Here is a 16,154-nt window from a genome sequence, read left to right on the forward strand (position 1 = left end):
TGGTGTCAGCGCCCGATTTCTGGTTGGCAAAATGCCATAGCGGGACCGCCGATTGATCAAACCTCAGCTCCACACCAAGTGCCTTTCAAGACACCTTTGCACATACTCGGCGGTTGTCTATGCCACCCGCTCGCAGACATCAGCCCACCATGCGTCGCAGCTCTCAGGGGTCAAACGGGCACTCAGGCCGATCCCGATGAGCTCAGTTTGCGCAGGCTGAGCAACTTCACAAACTTCGAGTGAGGGGCCGACAACCTGGACCAGGAACCCGACACCATCTCTTCCGCGCACATGGCCCTTCAGACGATACAGCGCTTCGGGCCGCTTTCTCAACACCCCGGATAACTCTGCCTGATCAAAGCACAGTGGTCCGGCATATGACCATTTTTGATAGGCTGGATGCGCAGTCTGCGTTAGATACGAAGTGTCTTGCCCCGTCATCAGAAGCTGCTCGATCCCGAGTTGATCGCTTGCCATCGTGATTGCGCCGGGGTTCAGTGCTGACAGATCGCCAAGCAAGCTCTCACCTGGATCTGATTTGCTGATGGCAAGCACCTGGGCGCAGGCGATCTGGTGTTTGAATTGCGCGGTAATCAATGGATCGCGCGCCAGCGTCTCAAACTGGAGGCCATCCACAACCGTCACAATTCCTGAATACTGCAGGTCCGGCTCGGCATGGGCAACGTTTGCGATACGCGCCGGATCGGCGATACCGCTTGCCTCGACGATGAGGTGATCAGGTCGCGGGCAACGATCCAAAGCGTCGCCGATAGCAAGGAACAGGTCTGCACCCATTGTGCAGCACACACAGCCGTTGGACAGTTCCAGCGTGTCCTCTCTGGCGGAAATCAGCAAACTGGCATCGATGTTGATTGCGCCGAAATCATTCACCAGCACGAAAAGCCTTAGCCCGTGATCCGATCCCAGTATGCGATTGATCAGGGTCGTTTTGCCCGCGCCGAGATATCCGCCGATCACTGTCAGAGGCAAACGGTTCATAGACGATAGACCTTGCCATCCAGCACGGTACCCAGAACCGGTATGTCTTTCAGCCCGCGCGGGTCAACGGCCAGAGGGTCATCCCCCAGCATGACAAAATCCGCGCGCTTGCCCGGTTGGATCGAACCGATTTCGCCATCCATTTTTAACGTCTGAGCCGCGCCAAGAGTAATCGCGTAAAGTGCCTCTTCGACGGTGATGCATTGGGCAGAGCCGAGTGTTTGTCCGCTCATGGTCTGACGGTTGACGGCGCACCATGCCGTGAACAGAGGGCCCAGCGGCGTGACCGGCGCGTCGGAATGAATTGCGGTGACTACACCTGCGTCCAGACAATCCCGTACGGCATCCATCGCGCGGGCCCGATCCGGACCAATGGTCAAAGCGGCATGCTGATCGCCGAAATACCAGATGTGGTTGGCGAAGATATTGCACGCGACACCCAGTTCGGCAGCGCGGTGGAACAATGCTGCATCCATCATCTGACAGTGTTGCAGCACATGGCGCGCACCGGGCCATGGGTGCTTGCGCGCAGCGGCTTCCAAGGCGTCAAGCGTCACCTCTGCGGCCTCATCCCCGTTCACATGGATATGCATTTGCAGGCCACGCTTTTGCATCTCTTCACAGAGCTGGAATATCTGTTCAGGAGCGGTGTTCCACAATCCGTTTGGCTGACCGCCGATGTAGCCGGGCGCACGCACGCGCGCTGTCCAGCCCTGTATCGAGCCATCGGTCATCAGCTTGACCGCACCCAGCCGCAACTTGTCTGTCGAGCGTTTGCGCATCGCCGTCGCCTGATCCGCGATCTCGGCTGCGGTGCCCCCCATTGCGCCCAGCGCAGGGACAAGACGCGCAGGAAATTTTTCACTATTGGTCGCCGCAATCAGGCGGTCGATGTCATCTTCGGTGAGTGTGGCAAACAGATCGGTAACGGTGGTTACACCCGCGCGATTGCAGACCTCTCCATAGGATCGAATGACAGCTTCCGTTTGCGTCAGCGCGCGGAAATCGATGCCTGTGCGCCGCATGATCGGAAACATGGCGGCCATCTCCTGCAGTTCACCCGTTGGCTGACCATCGGCCCCCTTGATCACGCCCTCAACATTTGTATCCGCGTCGTACCCGGCCAACGCCAAAGCCGCACTATTGGCACAGAGCAGATGAAAATTCGAGAAAAGGATCGCGATGGGCCGGTCTGTGCTGACCTGATCCAGATGATGGCGACCCAGGCGTTCGGTCGTCAGAAAGATCGGATCAAAGCCCCATCCCACCAAGGGCTGATCCGGCGCAAGAGTTGCTTCAAATGCCCTCAGGCGCTCGATCACCTGCTCAATGTCGGTCATGCCCGTGTGCAGTTGCCCCTGTGGGTCAATCCTGTCGTGGTAACCGCAATAAACATAGTCCCACATGGCACCTGCCATCATATGCGCGTGGCCTTCAACAAATCCGGGCATCAACACGCTATCAGAAAGATCGATGTAACTGTCCGCGCCGCCCCAAGGATCAGCGCAATCTGCCCCACCAACGGCCAGAACGCGCCCGTCCCGAACCGCGACATAGTCTGCGTATGGAAGGTTCCGGTCCATCGTCACGACCGCTTTTGCATGGAAAAGAAACGTTTGGCCCATATCCCTCTCCTGCCGTTTCCAAACAGCTATCCAAGCTTGGTCGCTTGGAAAAATAGAATTAGTATCAGTGTATCATACAAAAAATACAGGTTTACTTGTGCGCTTCACTCTCAAGCAACTTCAATACTATGACGCGGCCCTGCGCACCGGGTCGATCGCCCGTGCATCGGTTGAGATGAATATCTCCCAGTCGTCGATCACTGCGGCCATCGATATAATCGAAAGTACCACCCAGGCAGAATTGCTGCGACGTATGCCCGCCAAGGGTATCGTGCCAACCGATAAAGGCCTGGAGATCGGTGCGCGTATCCGGGTATTTCTGGAGCAAGCGCGCATCTTCGAATCTGACGTGCTGACGCTGACTGGTGATCCTGCAGGAACTCTGCGACTGGGATGCTATGCGCCGACGGCGCCTTATGTACTGCCACCGATCCTCAAACGTATCTCGCAAGACTTTCCTAAAATCCGGGTCGAGATCAAAGAAGGCGATATGCTCAGCATTGCTGAGATGCTCAACAGCGGCGTGGTTGATCTGGCATTGACCTACCGTCGCGCCGCACCCAAGGCACAACCTTTTCTGCCGATGTTCAGGGCCGCACCAATTGCATTGATACCCGATGTGTCGCCCCTTGCGCAAAAGGCACAGGTCGCCTTGTCCGATTTGGCGGATCTGCCGATGATCTTGTTGGATCTGCCCGGTGCGCCCGATTATTTCGAGGCCCTTTTTATCGCCGAAGGGCTGAGATCGCGCGTTGCACATACCACCAAAAGCTCATCTGTCCTGCGTGGCATGGTCGGGGCCGATCTGGGTTACGCAATCTTGAACATCTGCGGACCCCTGGATCGAATGGGTCAAAACGGATACGTGGCGCGCCCGATCTCGGGGCCTCAGGACGCGCCCTTTTACGGAGTGGCCTATACCGGGGCTGGCAAACGGTCAGCGCTGGTTCGGGCGGTATTGGAAACGTGCGGCGCGATCGCGGACCAGGGTGGGTTTGACCATCTTTTGTCGGTCGGTGCAGCGAGCGACACCTGATTGCACCAAAAAATGTAGGAATACCCTGACAAAACAGGTGTTTTCTGCGTGAATAGGGATTGAGTAGCGTTTCCCATAACACTCACCCCGGCGGAAGGTTTGCCAAGCTCTGTCTGGGCAGGGCTTTCGCAGATCCGAATTTGCAGAATCCAACGGTCTCGGATTAGCCTTGCGTGAAGACAAAAGAAGGAACGAGGCAACAAACAGCAAGACAACACGCGCGACCAACCAGGAGGACTTTATGAAACTGAGCAAATTTAGAAACGTGACGCTGCCGGTACTGGCGTTTGCGCTATCCGCCACATCCGCTTTGGCCGCAGATATAACGATGAACGTCGGCTTTGGTGCGCCTGAAGAGTCCCTGTACGGCCGATTTGGTAAGATTTTCCAAGAGAAAGTAGCCGAACACACAGACGGTTCGATCGAAGTCAAACTGCGTTGCTGTAACCAGATTTCCAGCGAGGATGAGGCGTTCAAGGCGATGCAGCTTGGCACCGTGGACGGCTTTTTCATCACGGCCAACAATGTCTCGCCCCACTGGCCGCTGATGGACGTTACCGTGCTGCCTTACATCTTCCAGAACTCAGATCATCTGGATCGCGTGCTGAATGGGGAAGTCGGTCAACAGATGAAAGACCAGCTGCAGGCCGATACCAGTGTACACCTGTTGGCTTTTGGTCCGGCGCTGTATCGTGACTTCTATAACTCGGTGCGTCCAGTGAACACGATGGCCGATATGGAAGGGCTGAAAATCCGCGTGCCCAAGAATGAGGTGATGATCGCCACGTTTGAAGCCTTTGGCGCAAACCCAGTGCCCCTTGCGTGGTCCGAGACCCCCACCGCGCTGCAAACCGGTACGGTGGATGGCGGTGACAATGGCACCTCCTTCATCCGCGACATGAAGTTCTTTGAGTTTGAGCCGCATCTGGTCATTCTCGAACATTTCGTAGCCTTCGCGCCTCTGTTCGCGTCCGACAACTTCATGAACAAGCTGAACGATGAGCAGCGCGCCCAAATCCTTGCCGCCGCAGAAGAGGCCGGGGCCGAATTCGCAGCGCAGGTCGCGAGTGAAACCGAAGAGGTTCGCGCATGGCTGGTCGAAGAAGGCGGAATGGCCCGTACCGACCCGGACCGCACCGACTTTATTGCCGCCGCTCAGGGCGTGCAGCAGGAGTTTGCGGAAAAACGGGGTGAGGATTTCATCGCGTTGGTGAACGCCATTCAGGCCGCCGCCCAATAAACAAACCGGGCGCCACAAGGCGCCCTTTTTCGGCCCGGTAAGCGGACGAGGGACAAAATGGCTGCACTCAAGTGGCTCGAACGGCATTTCGAGGAGCTGATCTGCTGCACTTGTCTGGCGGTGATCGCCGTTGCGGTCTTTGCGCAGGTGGTGGCGCGCTATGTGTTTCAGGTCGCCCTGCACTGGACCGAGGAAACCGCGGCCATGTGCATGGTCTGGGCGGTCTATATGGGCGCATCGCTCTGTGTGCGCGAACGGTTTCACATCCGCATCATGGTGGCGGTACAGGCCCTGCCCACCGGCTTTGGCAAGATCGTCATTTTCATCGCCGATATCTGCTGGGCCTTTTTCTGCCTCTTCATGTTGCGGATCAGCTGGGATTATCTGGCCGTCTTCTGGCGATTTCCCGAAACCAGCCCCAGCCTCGGCATCAACCAGTTCTACCCGCAAACCATCCTGGTGATTGGCTATGGGCTGATGCTGATCCGTCTGGCGCAAACCTATATCAACTGGTGGCGTGACGGGCGAAACGGCCTGCCGGGTATGCTGGCCGAGGAATGGGAAGCGACTACCAAGGATCAGGAGCATCAGATATGAGTGCTCTGATGGTTCTGGCCATCGCCTTTGTCCTGCTGACGGTCATTGGCGTGCCACTGTTTGTGTCGGTCGGTCTGACCACAGCACTGGCGCTGTATCTGATTGATATCCCCTACACGCTGATGGCGCAGACCGGCTATGGCAGCCTGACGCCCTTCCCTTTGCTGACCATTCCGCTGTTCGTGCTGGCCGGGCGATTGATGGAGGTGGGCGGCATGGCCACCCGCATGATCTCAATCGCGACCAACCTTGTGGGGGCCTATCGCGGCTCGATGGGGTTGGTGACGGTGTTTGCTTGTATGCTGTTTGCCGCGCTTTCGGGCTCGGGCCCTGCCACCACGGCGGCGATTGGCTCGGTCACGGTTCCGGCCATGAAGCGCGAAGGCTATGACGTGCCCTTCGCCGCCGCCATCACCGCCAGTGCGGGCGCATTGGGCAGTCTGATCCCACCTTCGAACCTGCTGATTATCTACGGGCTGGTCTCAGAAACCTCGATCCCGCGTCTGTTTCTGGCCGGGCTTATCCCGGGGCTGATGGTCACGATCCTGCTAATGATCACCACTTACATCGTCGCCCGTCGGCGCGGATATGGTGGCGACGGCGAGCGGTTCTCCTGGGGTCCATTTCTGCGCGCGGCGTGGGATGGAAAATGGTCTATTGGCGCGCCGGTTTTGATCCTTGGCGGCATCTATGGCGGGGCCTTCACCCCGACCGAGGCCGCAGGTGTGGCCGTGTTCTATTCACTGTTCGTGGGCTTTTTCATCTACCGCGAACTGACGATCAAAAAGCTGATCGAGGCGCTGCGTTTTACCTCCCTACTGACCGGCATCCTGATCCTGCTGACGCCCACGCTGGCCTTCGGACAATTGACCGCGTTCTATGACGTGCCCACGGCGGTGCAGGACGGTATCACCTCGATCACCGAGAACAAATTCCTCGTTCTGCTGCTGATCGGCGTATTCTACATCTTCATCGGCACGTTCATGGAGTCACTGGCCCAGATCGTCCTGTTCACCGCTGTGTTCCTGCCGCTGGTCAGCTCTCTGGGTGTTGATCCGGTGATGTTCGGCATCTTCACCGTCATCACCTGCGAGATCGGGTTCCTGACGCCGCCCCTTGGCGCGAACCTGACGGTTGCTGCGCGGATATCCGGGATATCCATCGAACGCATATCCGTCGCTGTCCTGCCCTTCATCCTCGCCTATATCATCGGCATGGTGATCCTGATATTCTTCCCCGACCTCACCACCTTCCTGCCCGACTGGCTGTACGGAGAAGCGAAATAGGAGGCGCCCATGTTCGATCTTGTTCTGAAAGGCGGCACCATCGTCGATGGCACGGGACAGGACGGCTATGTGGGCGACGTAGCGATCACAGGCGAGACCATCAGCGCCGTCCTGCCCGCCGGTGAGTTGGCCACGCAGAAGGCCGCGCAAGAGATCGACGTGTCGGGTCTGGTGGTGGCTCCAGGGTTCATCGACATGCACACCCATTCCGATTTCACCCTGATCGCGGATGGGCGCGCGGAAAGTCAGGTACATCAGGGTGTGACCACCGAGGTGATCGGCCAATGCGGTATCAGCTGCGCGCCGGTCAACTCGCCCGGCGACATCAGCCGCGTCGCACCATGGTACACTGATCAGGCAAAGCATGACACATGGCTAGGCTTCGGCGACTATCTGGACGTGCTGGACGCTACGGACCTGGGCGTGAACGTGATGGCCTTTGTCGGCCACGGCACGGTGCATCGCGCAGTGCTGGGCGACCAGCTGCATCCGGGTGAAGCCGAAGAGGTTGCCGAAATGGCCCGGTTGGTCGATCAGTGCATGGACGAAGGCGCAGGCGGTTTTTCCTCGGGTCTGGAATACTTCCCCGGCAGCCTCGCGGCGCCCGAACATCTGGTGCCGATGTGCGAGGTTGCGGCCAAGTACAAACGCCTCTATGCCACCCATGTGCGCAACCGCGACACGCATTACGATCTGGGCTTTGCCGAGGCCATCGCCACCGCACGCCAATCGGGCGCAAAGCTGCAGATCAGTCATATCCAGCCCAAATTCGGCGCGCCGGATTATGCGATGGATCATACGCTTGAGATGATCGAGCTGGCGCGTCGCCACGACGTAGACATCGCCTTTGACGTCATCCCGCATGATTGGAACCACACGCTGATGGCGGCGATCCTGCCGAAATGGGCGCAGGCCGGGTCAGTCGATGATGTGCTGAAACGGCTGGCCGATCCTGAATGCCGCGATAAGATCAAGGCCAACCCGCAGCCCATGTGGCTGATCGTCAAGGCCGAGAAATGGTCAGACATCATCCTGCTGAACGCCACCGTCAACAAGGACATCGTCGGAGCCGACTTTGCCGAGATCGGGCGGATGCGCAATTGCCATCCCTATGACGCGGTGCTGGATATTCTGCTGGAGGAAGGAGAGAACCTGATGGCCTGTATGTGGTCCTCCAAATCCTTCCGCAACTCGGATGTGGAACTGTGTCTGGATCAGCCGGAATGCGCGGTGATCTCGGACACCGTGGCAATCGCCAACGAGGGCATCCTGAAAGACCATATCGGCTCGCTATCGGGCTATGGTTGGGCGGCGCGGTTCCTTCAGTATTATGTGCGCGACAAGGCAGTACTGACGCTGGAGCAAGGTATCGCCAAACTCACCTCGATCCCAGCGGATCGTCTTGGGCTGAATGCACGGGGACGACTTAAAGCGGGACACCATGCGGATATCTGTGTTTTCGACCCGACCAGTATTTCCAGTAATGTCTCGACCAAGTACCCTCGTCGATACGCCTCGGGCATCAGTCATGTTTTGGTCAACGGACAGTTTGCAATGAAGGACGGCCGGCGCACTTCCAACAATTCAGGTCGGGTGCTGCGCGAATTCGCTGATTTGCGTTAGATAGAGTGCGATATTTACCGTTTGTTTTGGCTGTTTTGTCGTTGAACAGAAGTGATCTCAGAAAACTGGACAGTTGCCCACGGTATATCCAGAGTTTCTGAAGGGAGACAAAAATGACGAAACGCTGGAGATACACCATCCAGTATAAATCCAAAGGCGCGCCGACAGCGCTATGAGGTGAAAATGCTCTGAAATCCCATCTCCGGGTCATTTGCGGTTAGATTTTTCGCCATGAATCCCGAGCCAGGAAAGGAGCGGATGTGATGAAAGCAGCGAGATTTATGGACGAACCGGAAGATTTTTGTTTTGAAACGGGTGGCAGATTTCTGAAATGTGTCCTTGATCAACCGCACCTGATTGGTCCAATTTGACTATACGGCCTTTGGTCCATCGGGACGATGGTTTCAGGGGCTGATGGACGTTAGCCAAATGCGCTGTGCGTTTGTTTCGTGTCGCAGTGTTTCCTCAATTTTTCGATGAAGATTCGCGCCTCGCGCAGGCTCTAGAAGACTTCACCATTCAAGAACTCACCCCCAAATCGGGCATAGTAGCTTTCGCAGAACCCTTTTTCCTAAGGAGACCCTGTTTCGATGTAAGCCATCTTTTCGACGACGGCTTTAATTCAGTCCTGTAAAGCTTAAGCATCGAACACCCAGCCATCGTCAGACCGAATGAACGCAGGCACACCGCGCAATGTAAACCGGTCGTCCAGCGCATTGATGCCATTGCCCGAGTTCAGATTACGATCTACGCGGACAGCCAGACGTTCTTGGCCGTGTTGATCAATGATGTTTAGCGTCCGCAGCGCCTTTCCGTCGTCAGCCCGGCAATGTACGAAGTCCTAAGACCAAAACAGGATCAAGGCGTTCATGCCAGAACCGAACGCGCGATCCGGCATTGAGCCGGAGCCGCCCTTTCTTTGGTTGTTTCGGTGACACTCTCAGCCCTTTTCGTCGAAACAGCCTTTCGGCCCTTTTGTCGTTCACATTCCACCCTACACTGCGTGGGCGGCGTTCCGAGACAGGCAGCTCAGTACGAACACGATCAAAGCAGGCGCGGCAGCGAGCAGAGCTTAAAAGTTTGCCTTCGCTGCCACAGCGAGAATTAGCTTGCCCAAAGTCAGATCCGACACGGCCTTTCTTATCTGTTCTTTCTCTTTCTGAATGAGTTTCAGGTTTCCTGCAGATTCGGAGAGTTTCTTGCCTTCCGGTCCAACCGTCAGCACCCAATGCATAGAGTTTTCTGTCTGTTCCCGGAATGCCTAGGTGGTATCGCCGTTTTTGAGTTTTCCCGCGTAATCGGTGCAGAGCAGTTGCAACCGAGAGCCCAGTTAGGCGGGTACTACACAATCTTCATGCTGTGCGAGATGTTCTTGACAATCTGATAGTTCGCCAGCCCTTCGGTGCCGCCTTCGCGACCCGAGCCGCTGGATTTGACCCCGCCGAAAGGTGTCTCTGGCAGCGATGCCTCCAGCGTGTTGAACGAGATGTTCCCGGCCTCAATCTCTTCTGTCATTTGATCAATGTAATCGGCACGGTTGGTGAAACCATAGGCCGCCAGACCGTAAGGAACCGCATTTGCCTCTCGGATCGCCTCGTCCAGGGACGCGACGGGGTTGATCACAGCCAGCGGACCAAAAGGTTCTTCCTGCATCACGCGGGCGCTGTCCGGGACATTGGCCAGAACGGTCGGCTGCAAGAAGTATCCCCGGTCGCCGACAGCGCTTCCTCCTGTGCACAATTGGGCACCCTGTGCCTGCGCATCCTCGATCAGTTCAAGCAGGGCGGGCACACGGCGTTCGTTGGCCAGAGGCCCCATTTCTACGCCGGGCTCGATGCCATTGCCCACGACCGTCGCCGCCGCGCGATCTACAAAGGTGGTCAAAAACCTGTCGAAAATGCTCTCGTGTACGAAAAAGCGGGTTGGCGACGTGCAGACCTGCCCGGCATTGCGATATTTACGCACCGCACCGCTGAGTGCGGCCTGTTCGACATCGGTATCTTCGCAAACAATGACCGGGGCATGCCCGCCCAGTTCCATCAGAACGCGTGTGTCATGCTGTGCCGCCAAACCCGACAAATGGCGACCGACAACTGTTGAACCGGTAAAGGCAACAAGACGCACCGACGGCTGGCTGATCAAGTGGGCCGAGATGTCGGCTGGCGTGCCAAAAACAAGGTTCAGAACCCCGCTGGGCAAACCCGCGTCGTGAAACGCGCGTACGATATGCTGCGCCCCTGCGGGCGTTTCCTCGGCTGCTTTCAGAATGATGGAACATCCGGACGCCAGGGCCCCGGCAATCTTGCGGGCGGGCTGGCTCATGGGGAAGTTCCAGGGGGACAGACCCAGCGTCACGCCGATGGGCTGGTGATGCACAACATAGCGCACTCCCGGCGCCGATGGGATCACCCGACCATATGTACGCACCGCCTCACCGGCATCCCATTCGAAGAACTCACAGCCGCGAATAACCTCGAGCCGGGCCTGTGTCAGGGGTTTACCATGCTCGGCTGTGATCGATTGTGCGATCTCTTCCTGTCTTTCGCGCATCAGAGCGGCTGCTTTCAACAGAACATCGGCGCGGTCCCGCGGAGCGGTATTGCGCCAGACCCGAAATCCCGCTTCCGCAGCTTCCAGAGCATCGTCGAGATCGTTTTGCCGTGCATGAGGCAGACGGCCGATTTCCTCTTCGGTGGCCGGGTTGAGGACCGGCAGCGAATCCGGCGTTTTTCGCCATGCTCCGCCAATATAGAGATGCAGGTCCGGATAGATGCTCATTTGGCCCTCGTTTTCGCCTGTTGTGGCAAAATCCCATGCCTGCGCACCCTGCATCAATTGAATTGAGCAAATACTGGTATCCGTTTGACTGATATCAGCCCAATCCCTGTATTCCCTTTAGCCTGAGCGCTGCGTTGCGCAGGGCGTGCAGAAAGGCCGCGCCCGCTGGCGACAATGATCGCTCTCCCCGATGCGAGGCGCCGACCGGCCCAGCGCCGAATGGCACCTCCCAATCGACCTGGCTTAGCACGCCGCGCTCGATGTCCGGGGCCGCAACATGCGCGGGCATCAAACCGATGAACGCGTGGCGGCGCAGCAGGGACCGGTTGGCCAGATAAGACACCGACTCGATGGCAACTTCGGGTGTGAACTGACTTTGCTTCATGAAGTACTGGTCAGTCTGCCGCCGCAACGTGGTCTCAGCCGGGGGCAGTATCCAGCTAAAGGGCTGTAGCTGCTCGAAGGATACGGCCTGCGCAGCAGCCAGCGGGTGCGTGGGTCCGACGACCGCGATGACCCGTTCATCAAAGAACTTCTCCTGCACGATCTTGACGCGATGGCGGCGGCTGGGCAGCCGTCCTACCACAATGTCGATCTCACCGGTCAACAGACCGGGCATCAGCACCTCGTTTGTTCCTTCAGAGATTTTGATCGCGACCTTTGGGCGATCGCGAAGGATTTGTTCGACCGCAAGCGGAATCAAGGCGGGCGATGCGGCAAGCAGGGTGCCAACCACCACGCGTCCACTGTTGCCTTCGTTCAGATCATCCAGCTCCTGTGCGGCATTCGAAACCTGGGCGAAGATCAGTTTGCCGTGCCGTATCAGGGTTTCCCCAAAGACGGTGGGCACGACACCGCGATTGGTGCGTTCGAATAGCTTGACCTCGAAATCAAGCTCCAGATCCTGAATCATCTTGGTCGCGGCAGGTTGGGATATGCCCAGATCGCGCGCCGCGTTCTGAATGCTGCCGCGTTGGCCCACCGCAACAAGCAGGCGAAGCTGCCGCAGTTTCAGGCGGGTCAGGGCGCGATCGACAATGCGGTTGTGTCGGGTGACCATGGCTTGACCTCAGATGACGATGTCGGACTTTTCGCGTGCAATCGCTGCCACGACGCTCATCGCGGCCAGCGCAGAGCTGCGCGGATTATCCGGCAGGGCGCGACCTTCAATCCGGAAGGAAAACGATCCGAACGCGCCGCTGGCATGGATTTCATGAATATTGGCGGTGATCGACGGATCAGCCACCAGCCGCACGCGCGTCGCCTCGAACCCCGCTCCGGCCAGTGCCACTGCCGCCGCGACATTGGCATTCTTGGGGTAGCTGAGCGCCGCCTGCCGGGCATCCCCTTCAAAATGCGTTGCAGGCACGGACAGAGCGTCGAGATCAATCCGCTCTTCGGCAATCGACCCTTTCCACCCGGCGGGGGGTTTTCTGGCTGTATAGATCACCTCGCTCAGCCCGCCCACTCGCGCCGCTGCCAGACAGTCCAGTGCTCCGATGGCGCCACTGGCCAGCAAGAGGCGCGCACCACCCTTCTGCGCGGCCTGCAGCAGCATTTCATGACTGCCTGCATCGGCCAGTGCCCCCAGCGAAACTGTAATCAGATCAATACCGCGTTCGAGTATCGCCGGACCATGTTCGATCAGTGCCGAATGCCCGGCGCATTCCACCATCAGTTCCGTATCGCTCGGTAACGCCGCTACACTGGACACCCGTTGCACGCCATCGTCACCACCCGCGCTCTGTTTGCCAGCGCGGACAAGCAGGACATGCGGACAACCCAATTGCGCGCCGACATAACGTCCTATCGCGCCTTCTCCAATAACTCCGATCTTCATGGCCCCTCCCGTTTGAAAACCAGATATCTGAAATCCAAAGCGTTTGGATATAAAAAAATCGGATAGCTATATTGGAGATATGGATTGGCAATCCACCGCGACGCTGCGCCTTTATGCCAAAGCGAAGACAGGGGAACCCGCGCGATGCAATACGCCAAACACGAAGCCAAAGCTTATGCGCGCGAGACCATGCGCGGTATCTGGGCTGCTGCCCTCAACCCGTTCGATGAAAACCTGGCTTTCGACGAAATTGGTCTGCGTCGTAACATCCGCCATTGGATTGACGATCTGGGCATTCAGGGGCTGTTCATCGCGGGCAAGCAGGGCGAGTTCTGGTCGATGTCCCTGGAAGAACGCAAGCGCAACATGACCGTCGCGGTAGAGGAATGCGCGGGCAAGGCCGGGACTATTATGTCCATTTCGGATCAGTCGGTCGAAACGGTGCTGGAACTGGGCCGTCACGCTCAGGACTGCGGTGCGGATTACGTAGTGGTGCACGCGCCGATGCTGAGCTTTTGCCACGATCGGGATGAGGTTCTGTATCAGTACTATAAATACCTATGTGACAGGCTGGACATCGGTATCGCCATGTGGAGCCACCCCGACAGCGGCTACCTGATGGAGCCCGAAACCTGCGCCCGGATCGCTGAGCTGCCCAATATCATGGCGATCAAGTATTCTGTGCCGCGTGAGATGTATACGCGGCTGACACAGATTGCCGGAGACAGAATACTGGTATCGACCTCTGCCGAGGACGACTGGCTGGACAACATCGAGACCTTGGGTTGGCAGCTTTATCTGTGCTCGTCGCCGCCGTATCAGCTGCAGACAAAGAACGATCGTCGCATGCACGAATACACAGAGCTGGCCTTTGCCGGTCAGTTTGAAGCCGCCCGGCGGGTGCGCGACAGTCTGGAACCGGTCCGCAATGCGATCCGAACCACCAAGCCCGGAGGGAAACCAACGGCGCATGGCAAGTATTGGCAAGAGCTTTTGGGTCAGGTTGGTGGCCGGGTACGGCACCCCATGTTGGAGTTGACAGAGGCCGAGAAAGCGTCGGTATCAACGGCATTTGAAGCTTGTGGACTGCAACTTTGATCTGTGGACCGTCCAGTATCAGCTATCAGGAAAGGTGATATCCAGTTTCCCTGAAACAAATGTTTCCTTGCGCGCCCCTCCTCTAGGCTTTCATATCAGGACTAAAGGTCCCGTTGCGACACGAACCCAACCGGAGGAGACCATGGCACTGCATCCGACGCTGAAACCCTTCAATTTCAGAAAATGGGTCGAAGACAATGCCGATAAACTGCGCCCGCCGGTGGGGAACCAGCTGCTGCACAAAGAAGGCGACATGATCGTCATGGTCGTGGGCGGTCCAAATACGCGCGTCGATTTCCATGATGATCCGGTCGAGGAATGGTTCTTTCAGCAAAAGGGCGACATGATGCTGAAAATTGCCGACGGGGGAAAAATCTATGACGTCCCCGTGCGCGAGGGCGAGGTTTTCATGCTGCCCCCGCATGTCCGCCATGCTCCTCAGCGCCCTCAGGAGGGATCGGTCGGCATCGTCGTCGAAGCCCCGCGCCAGCCCGGCATGAAAGAGGGATTCGAATGGTTCTGTTTCGACTGCGAAGCTCTGGTTCACCGCGAAGAGGTGGCGCTTGATGGCCCCGAGGGGATCGTCACCGCCCTGCCCAAGATCTATGACGCGTTCCACAACAGCCCCGAGGCACGCACCTGCCCCAAGTGCGGCACTATGCACCCCGGCAAAGGCAAACCGCCCGAAGGCTGGGTAAAGCTTTAAGCTTGAAAGTTTAGACTTGAAATAAATCACAGAGCGCATAAAGTTCATACAAAAAAGCGCCAAACCGCAGCACACAACAATAGGGAGACTGAAATGAGGACCACAAAACTTGGGCTATTGGCCGGTTTGATGCTGTCTGCGACCGCGGCGGTCGCCGAGGACCTCAAGATCGGCATGATCACCACCCTGTCCGGTCCGGCGGGCTATTTGGGCGCGGATGTGCGCGACGGCTTCATGCTGGCGATTGAGGAAGAAGGCGGCACCCTGGGCGGCGTCCCGGTTGAGGTTTTGGTCGAAGATGACGGACTGAAACCCGAGAACGGCCGCGCCATCGCCGAGCGCTTTCTGGAGCGTGATGAGGTTGAGATCATGACCGGCATCATCTTCTCCAACATCGCACCGGTTGTCGCGCCGCTGACCCTGCGGGCAGACCGCTTTTACATCTCGCCAAACTCGGGCCCCTCACAATTTGCGGGCAGCAAGTGTCACGAGAACTATTTCGTGGCCTCCTGGCAGAATGACTCGCTGCACGAAAGCGCCGGAATCAACGCCAACAATCAGGGTTACAAGAACGCCTACATCCTTGCGCCCAACTATCAGGCAGGCAAGGACGCACTGGCCGGGTTCAAGCGCTATTTCGATGGCGAGATCGTAGGCGAAACCTATACCCAACTGGGTCAAACGGATTATGCCGCCGAAATCGCCAAGATCCGGGCCGCAGACCCCGAAATGGTATTCCAGTTCCTGCCGGGGGGCATGGGCATCAACTTTATGAAGCAATATGATCAGGCGGGTCTGCGGGATGAAATTCCGCTGGTACTGGCCGCACCCTCGTCAGACATCAATATTCTGCGTGCAGTGGGCGAAGCGATGGTGGGCGTTGCCAACTCGTCGCACTGGAATCATGACCTGGACAACGAGGCAAACAAAGCATTTGTCGCCGGGTTTACCGAGAAATATGACCGCCTGCCCACCGTCTATGCCAGCCAGGGCTATGACACCGCGCGTCTGATCGCTAGCGCGCTGAAGGCAACGGGCGGCAAGGTGACCGAAGATATGGATGGCTTCCGCGAGGCCCTGCGTGCGGCCGATTTCGACTCGGTGCGCGGCCCGTTCCGCTTCAACTCGAACAACCACCCGGTTCAGAACTGGTATAGCCGTGTAGTGGTCGAGGAAGACGGCCAGTTCCGCAACAAGACCACCGGCATCATCGCCGAGGAACATGCAGACGCCTATGTCGGTGATTGCAAGCTGTGATCGCAGCCTGAAAACAGGGGCCGGCCTGTCCGCGATACGCCGGCCCTGACCACACCCTATCCCAGCAGG

The 16,154-nt window shown here is 57.8% G+C and carries 13 protein-coding genes and 1 pseudogene; 8 read left to right on the forward strand and 6 right to left on the reverse strand.

The features are described from left to right. Positions 1 to 117 precede the first annotated feature (117 nt). Together ACR0KM_RS05440 and ACR0KM_RS05445 are read right to left on the reverse strand one after the other, a co-directional pair. Complete coding sequence (locus ACR0KM_RS05440; protein WP_480858118.1) at positions 118 to 999, reverse strand: CobW family GTP-binding protein; 882 nt, start codon at positions 997 to 999, stop codon at positions 118 to 120. Beyond that, positions 996 to 2,624, reverse strand: a complete 1,629-nt coding sequence (locus ACR0KM_RS05445) for an amidohydrolase (RefSeq protein WP_480858120.1) — start codon at positions 2,622 to 2,624, stop codon at positions 996 to 998. The genes ACR0KM_RS05440 and ACR0KM_RS05445 overlap by 4 nt, the downstream gene beginning before the upstream one ends. Positions 2,625 to 2,721: 97 nt before the next feature. Between ACR0KM_RS05445 and ACR0KM_RS05450 the strand changes: the two genes are divergently transcribed. From ACR0KM_RS05450 to ACR0KM_RS05470, 5 genes are all read left to right on the forward strand, one after another. Next, positions 2,722 to 3,660, forward strand: coding sequence for a LysR substrate-binding domain-containing protein (locus ACR0KM_RS05450; protein WP_480858121.1), 939 nt, complete (start codon positions 2,722 to 2,724; stop codon positions 3,658 to 3,660). Positions 3,661 to 3,901: 241 nt separating this feature from the next. Then, entirely contained in the window at positions 3,902 to 4,900 is a 999-nt protein-coding gene (locus ACR0KM_RS05455; protein WP_480858123.1) for a TRAP transporter substrate-binding protein, read from the forward strand. 57 nt (positions 4,901 to 4,957) lie between these two features. Beyond that, positions 4,958 to 5,497 carry a TRAP transporter small permease gene (locus tag ACR0KM_RS05460; protein WP_480858124.1) on the forward strand — a complete coding sequence of 180 codons (540 nt, stop codon included), beginning with the start codon at positions 4,958 to 4,960 and terminating at the stop codon, positions 5,495 to 5,497. Beyond that, entirely contained in the window at positions 5,494 to 6,783 is a 1,290-nt protein-coding gene (locus tag ACR0KM_RS05465) for a TRAP transporter large permease (protein WP_480820344.1), read from the forward strand. The genes ACR0KM_RS05460 and ACR0KM_RS05465 overlap by 4 nt, the downstream gene beginning before the upstream one ends. Positions 6,784 to 6,792: 9 nt before the next feature. After that, positions 6,793 to 8,406, forward strand: a complete 1,614-nt coding sequence (locus ACR0KM_RS05470; RefSeq protein ID WP_480858125.1) for an N-acyl-D-amino-acid deacylase family protein — start codon at positions 6,793 to 6,795, stop codon at positions 8,404 to 8,406. 421 nt (positions 8,407 to 8,827) lie between these two features. Here ACR0KM_RS05470 and ACR0KM_RS05475 read toward each other — a convergent pair. The 4 genes and pseudogenes from ACR0KM_RS05475 to ACR0KM_RS05490 all read right to left on the reverse strand — a co-directional run. Next, positions 8,828 to 9,580, reverse strand: a pseudogene (locus tag ACR0KM_RS05475) (integrase core domain-containing protein); the annotation flags it as partial. 167 nt (positions 9,581 to 9,747) lie between these two features. Next, a complete protein-coding gene (locus ACR0KM_RS05480) occupies positions 9,748 to 11,184 on the reverse strand; it encodes an NAD-dependent succinate-semialdehyde dehydrogenase (RefSeq protein ID WP_480858127.1) in 1,437 nt (478 codons plus the stop codon). A gap of 94 nt (positions 11,185 to 11,278) precedes the next feature. Then, entirely contained in the window at positions 11,279 to 12,244 is a 966-nt protein-coding gene (locus tag ACR0KM_RS05485) for a LysR substrate-binding domain-containing protein (protein ID WP_480858129.1), read from the reverse strand. A gap of 9 nt (positions 12,245 to 12,253) precedes the next feature. Beyond that, positions 12,254 to 13,024, reverse strand: coding sequence for an aspartate dehydrogenase (locus ACR0KM_RS05490; RefSeq protein WP_480858131.1), 771 nt, complete (start codon positions 13,022 to 13,024; stop codon positions 12,254 to 12,256). Positions 13,025 to 13,168: 144 nt separating this feature from the next. Here ACR0KM_RS05490 and ACR0KM_RS05495 point away from each other — a divergent pair, with 144 nt between their 5' ends. The 3 genes from ACR0KM_RS05495 (at position 13,169) to ACR0KM_RS05505 (ending at position 16,085) form a co-directional block, all read left to right on the forward strand. Beyond that, a complete protein-coding gene (locus tag ACR0KM_RS05495) occupies positions 13,169 to 14,122 on the forward strand; it encodes a dihydrodipicolinate synthase family protein (protein WP_480858133.1) in 954 nt (317 codons plus the stop codon). Positions 14,123 to 14,264: 142 nt separating this feature from the next. Continuing rightward, the gene (locus ACR0KM_RS05500; protein WP_480858135.1) at positions 14,265 to 14,828 is read left to right on the forward strand and encodes a 3-hydroxyanthranilate 3,4-dioxygenase; all 564 of its coding nucleotides are present in this window, start codon (positions 14,265 to 14,267) and stop codon (positions 14,826 to 14,828) included. Between the two features lie 93 nt (positions 14,829 to 14,921). Then, a complete protein-coding gene (locus ACR0KM_RS05505; RefSeq protein WP_480858137.1) occupies positions 14,922 to 16,085 on the forward strand; it encodes an ABC transporter substrate-binding protein in 1,164 nt (387 codons plus the stop codon). Positions 16,086 to 16,154 lie beyond the last annotated feature (69 nt).

This window comes from Ruegeria sp. G10, assembly GCF_056533645.1.

What these genes read in the sequence shown, in the direction of transcription:
- ACR0KM_RS05505 (WP_480858137.1), top strand. Translation starts at nt 14,922, where the DNA reads ATGAGGACCACAAAACTTGGGCTATTGGCCGGTTTGATGCTGTCTGCG.
- ACR0KM_RS05445 (WP_480858120.1), bottom strand. Translation starts at nt 2,624, where the DNA reads ATGGGCCAAACGTTTCTTTTCCATGCAAAAGCGGTCGTGACGATGGAC.
- ACR0KM_RS05490 (WP_480858131.1), bottom strand. Translation starts at nt 13,024, where the DNA reads ATGAAGATCGGAGTTATTGGAGAAGGCGCGATAGGACGTTATGTCGGC.
- ACR0KM_RS05460 (WP_480858124.1), top strand. Translation starts at nt 4,958, where the DNA reads ATGGCTGCACTCAAGTGGCTCGAACGGCATTTCGAGGAGCTGATCTGC.
- ACR0KM_RS05440 (WP_480858118.1), bottom strand. Translation starts at nt 999, where the DNA reads ATGAACCGTTTGCCTCTGACAGTGATCGGCGGATATCTCGGCGCGGGC.
- ACR0KM_RS05455 (WP_480858123.1), top strand. Translation starts at nt 3,902, where the DNA reads ATGAAACTGAGCAAATTTAGAAACGTGACGCTGCCGGTACTGGCGTTT.
- ACR0KM_RS05485 (WP_480858129.1), bottom strand. Translation starts at nt 12,244, where the DNA reads ATGGTCACCCGACACAACCGCATTGTCGATCGCGCCCTGACCCGCCTG.
- ACR0KM_RS05500 (WP_480858135.1), top strand. Translation starts at nt 14,265, where the DNA reads ATGGCACTGCATCCGACGCTGAAACCCTTCAATTTCAGAAAATGGGTC.
- ACR0KM_RS05480 (WP_480858127.1), bottom strand. Translation starts at nt 11,184, where the DNA reads ATGAGCATCTATCCGGACCTGCATCTCTATATTGGCGGAGCATGGCGA.
- ACR0KM_RS05465 (WP_480820344.1), top strand. Translation starts at nt 5,494, where the DNA reads ATGAGTGCTCTGATGGTTCTGGCCATCGCCTTTGTCCTGCTGACGGTC.
- ACR0KM_RS05470 (WP_480858125.1), top strand. Translation starts at nt 6,793, where the DNA reads ATGTTCGATCTTGTTCTGAAAGGCGGCACCATCGTCGATGGCACGGGA.
- ACR0KM_RS05495 (WP_480858133.1), top strand. Translation starts at nt 13,169, where the DNA reads ATGCAATACGCCAAACACGAAGCCAAAGCTTATGCGCGCGAGACCATG.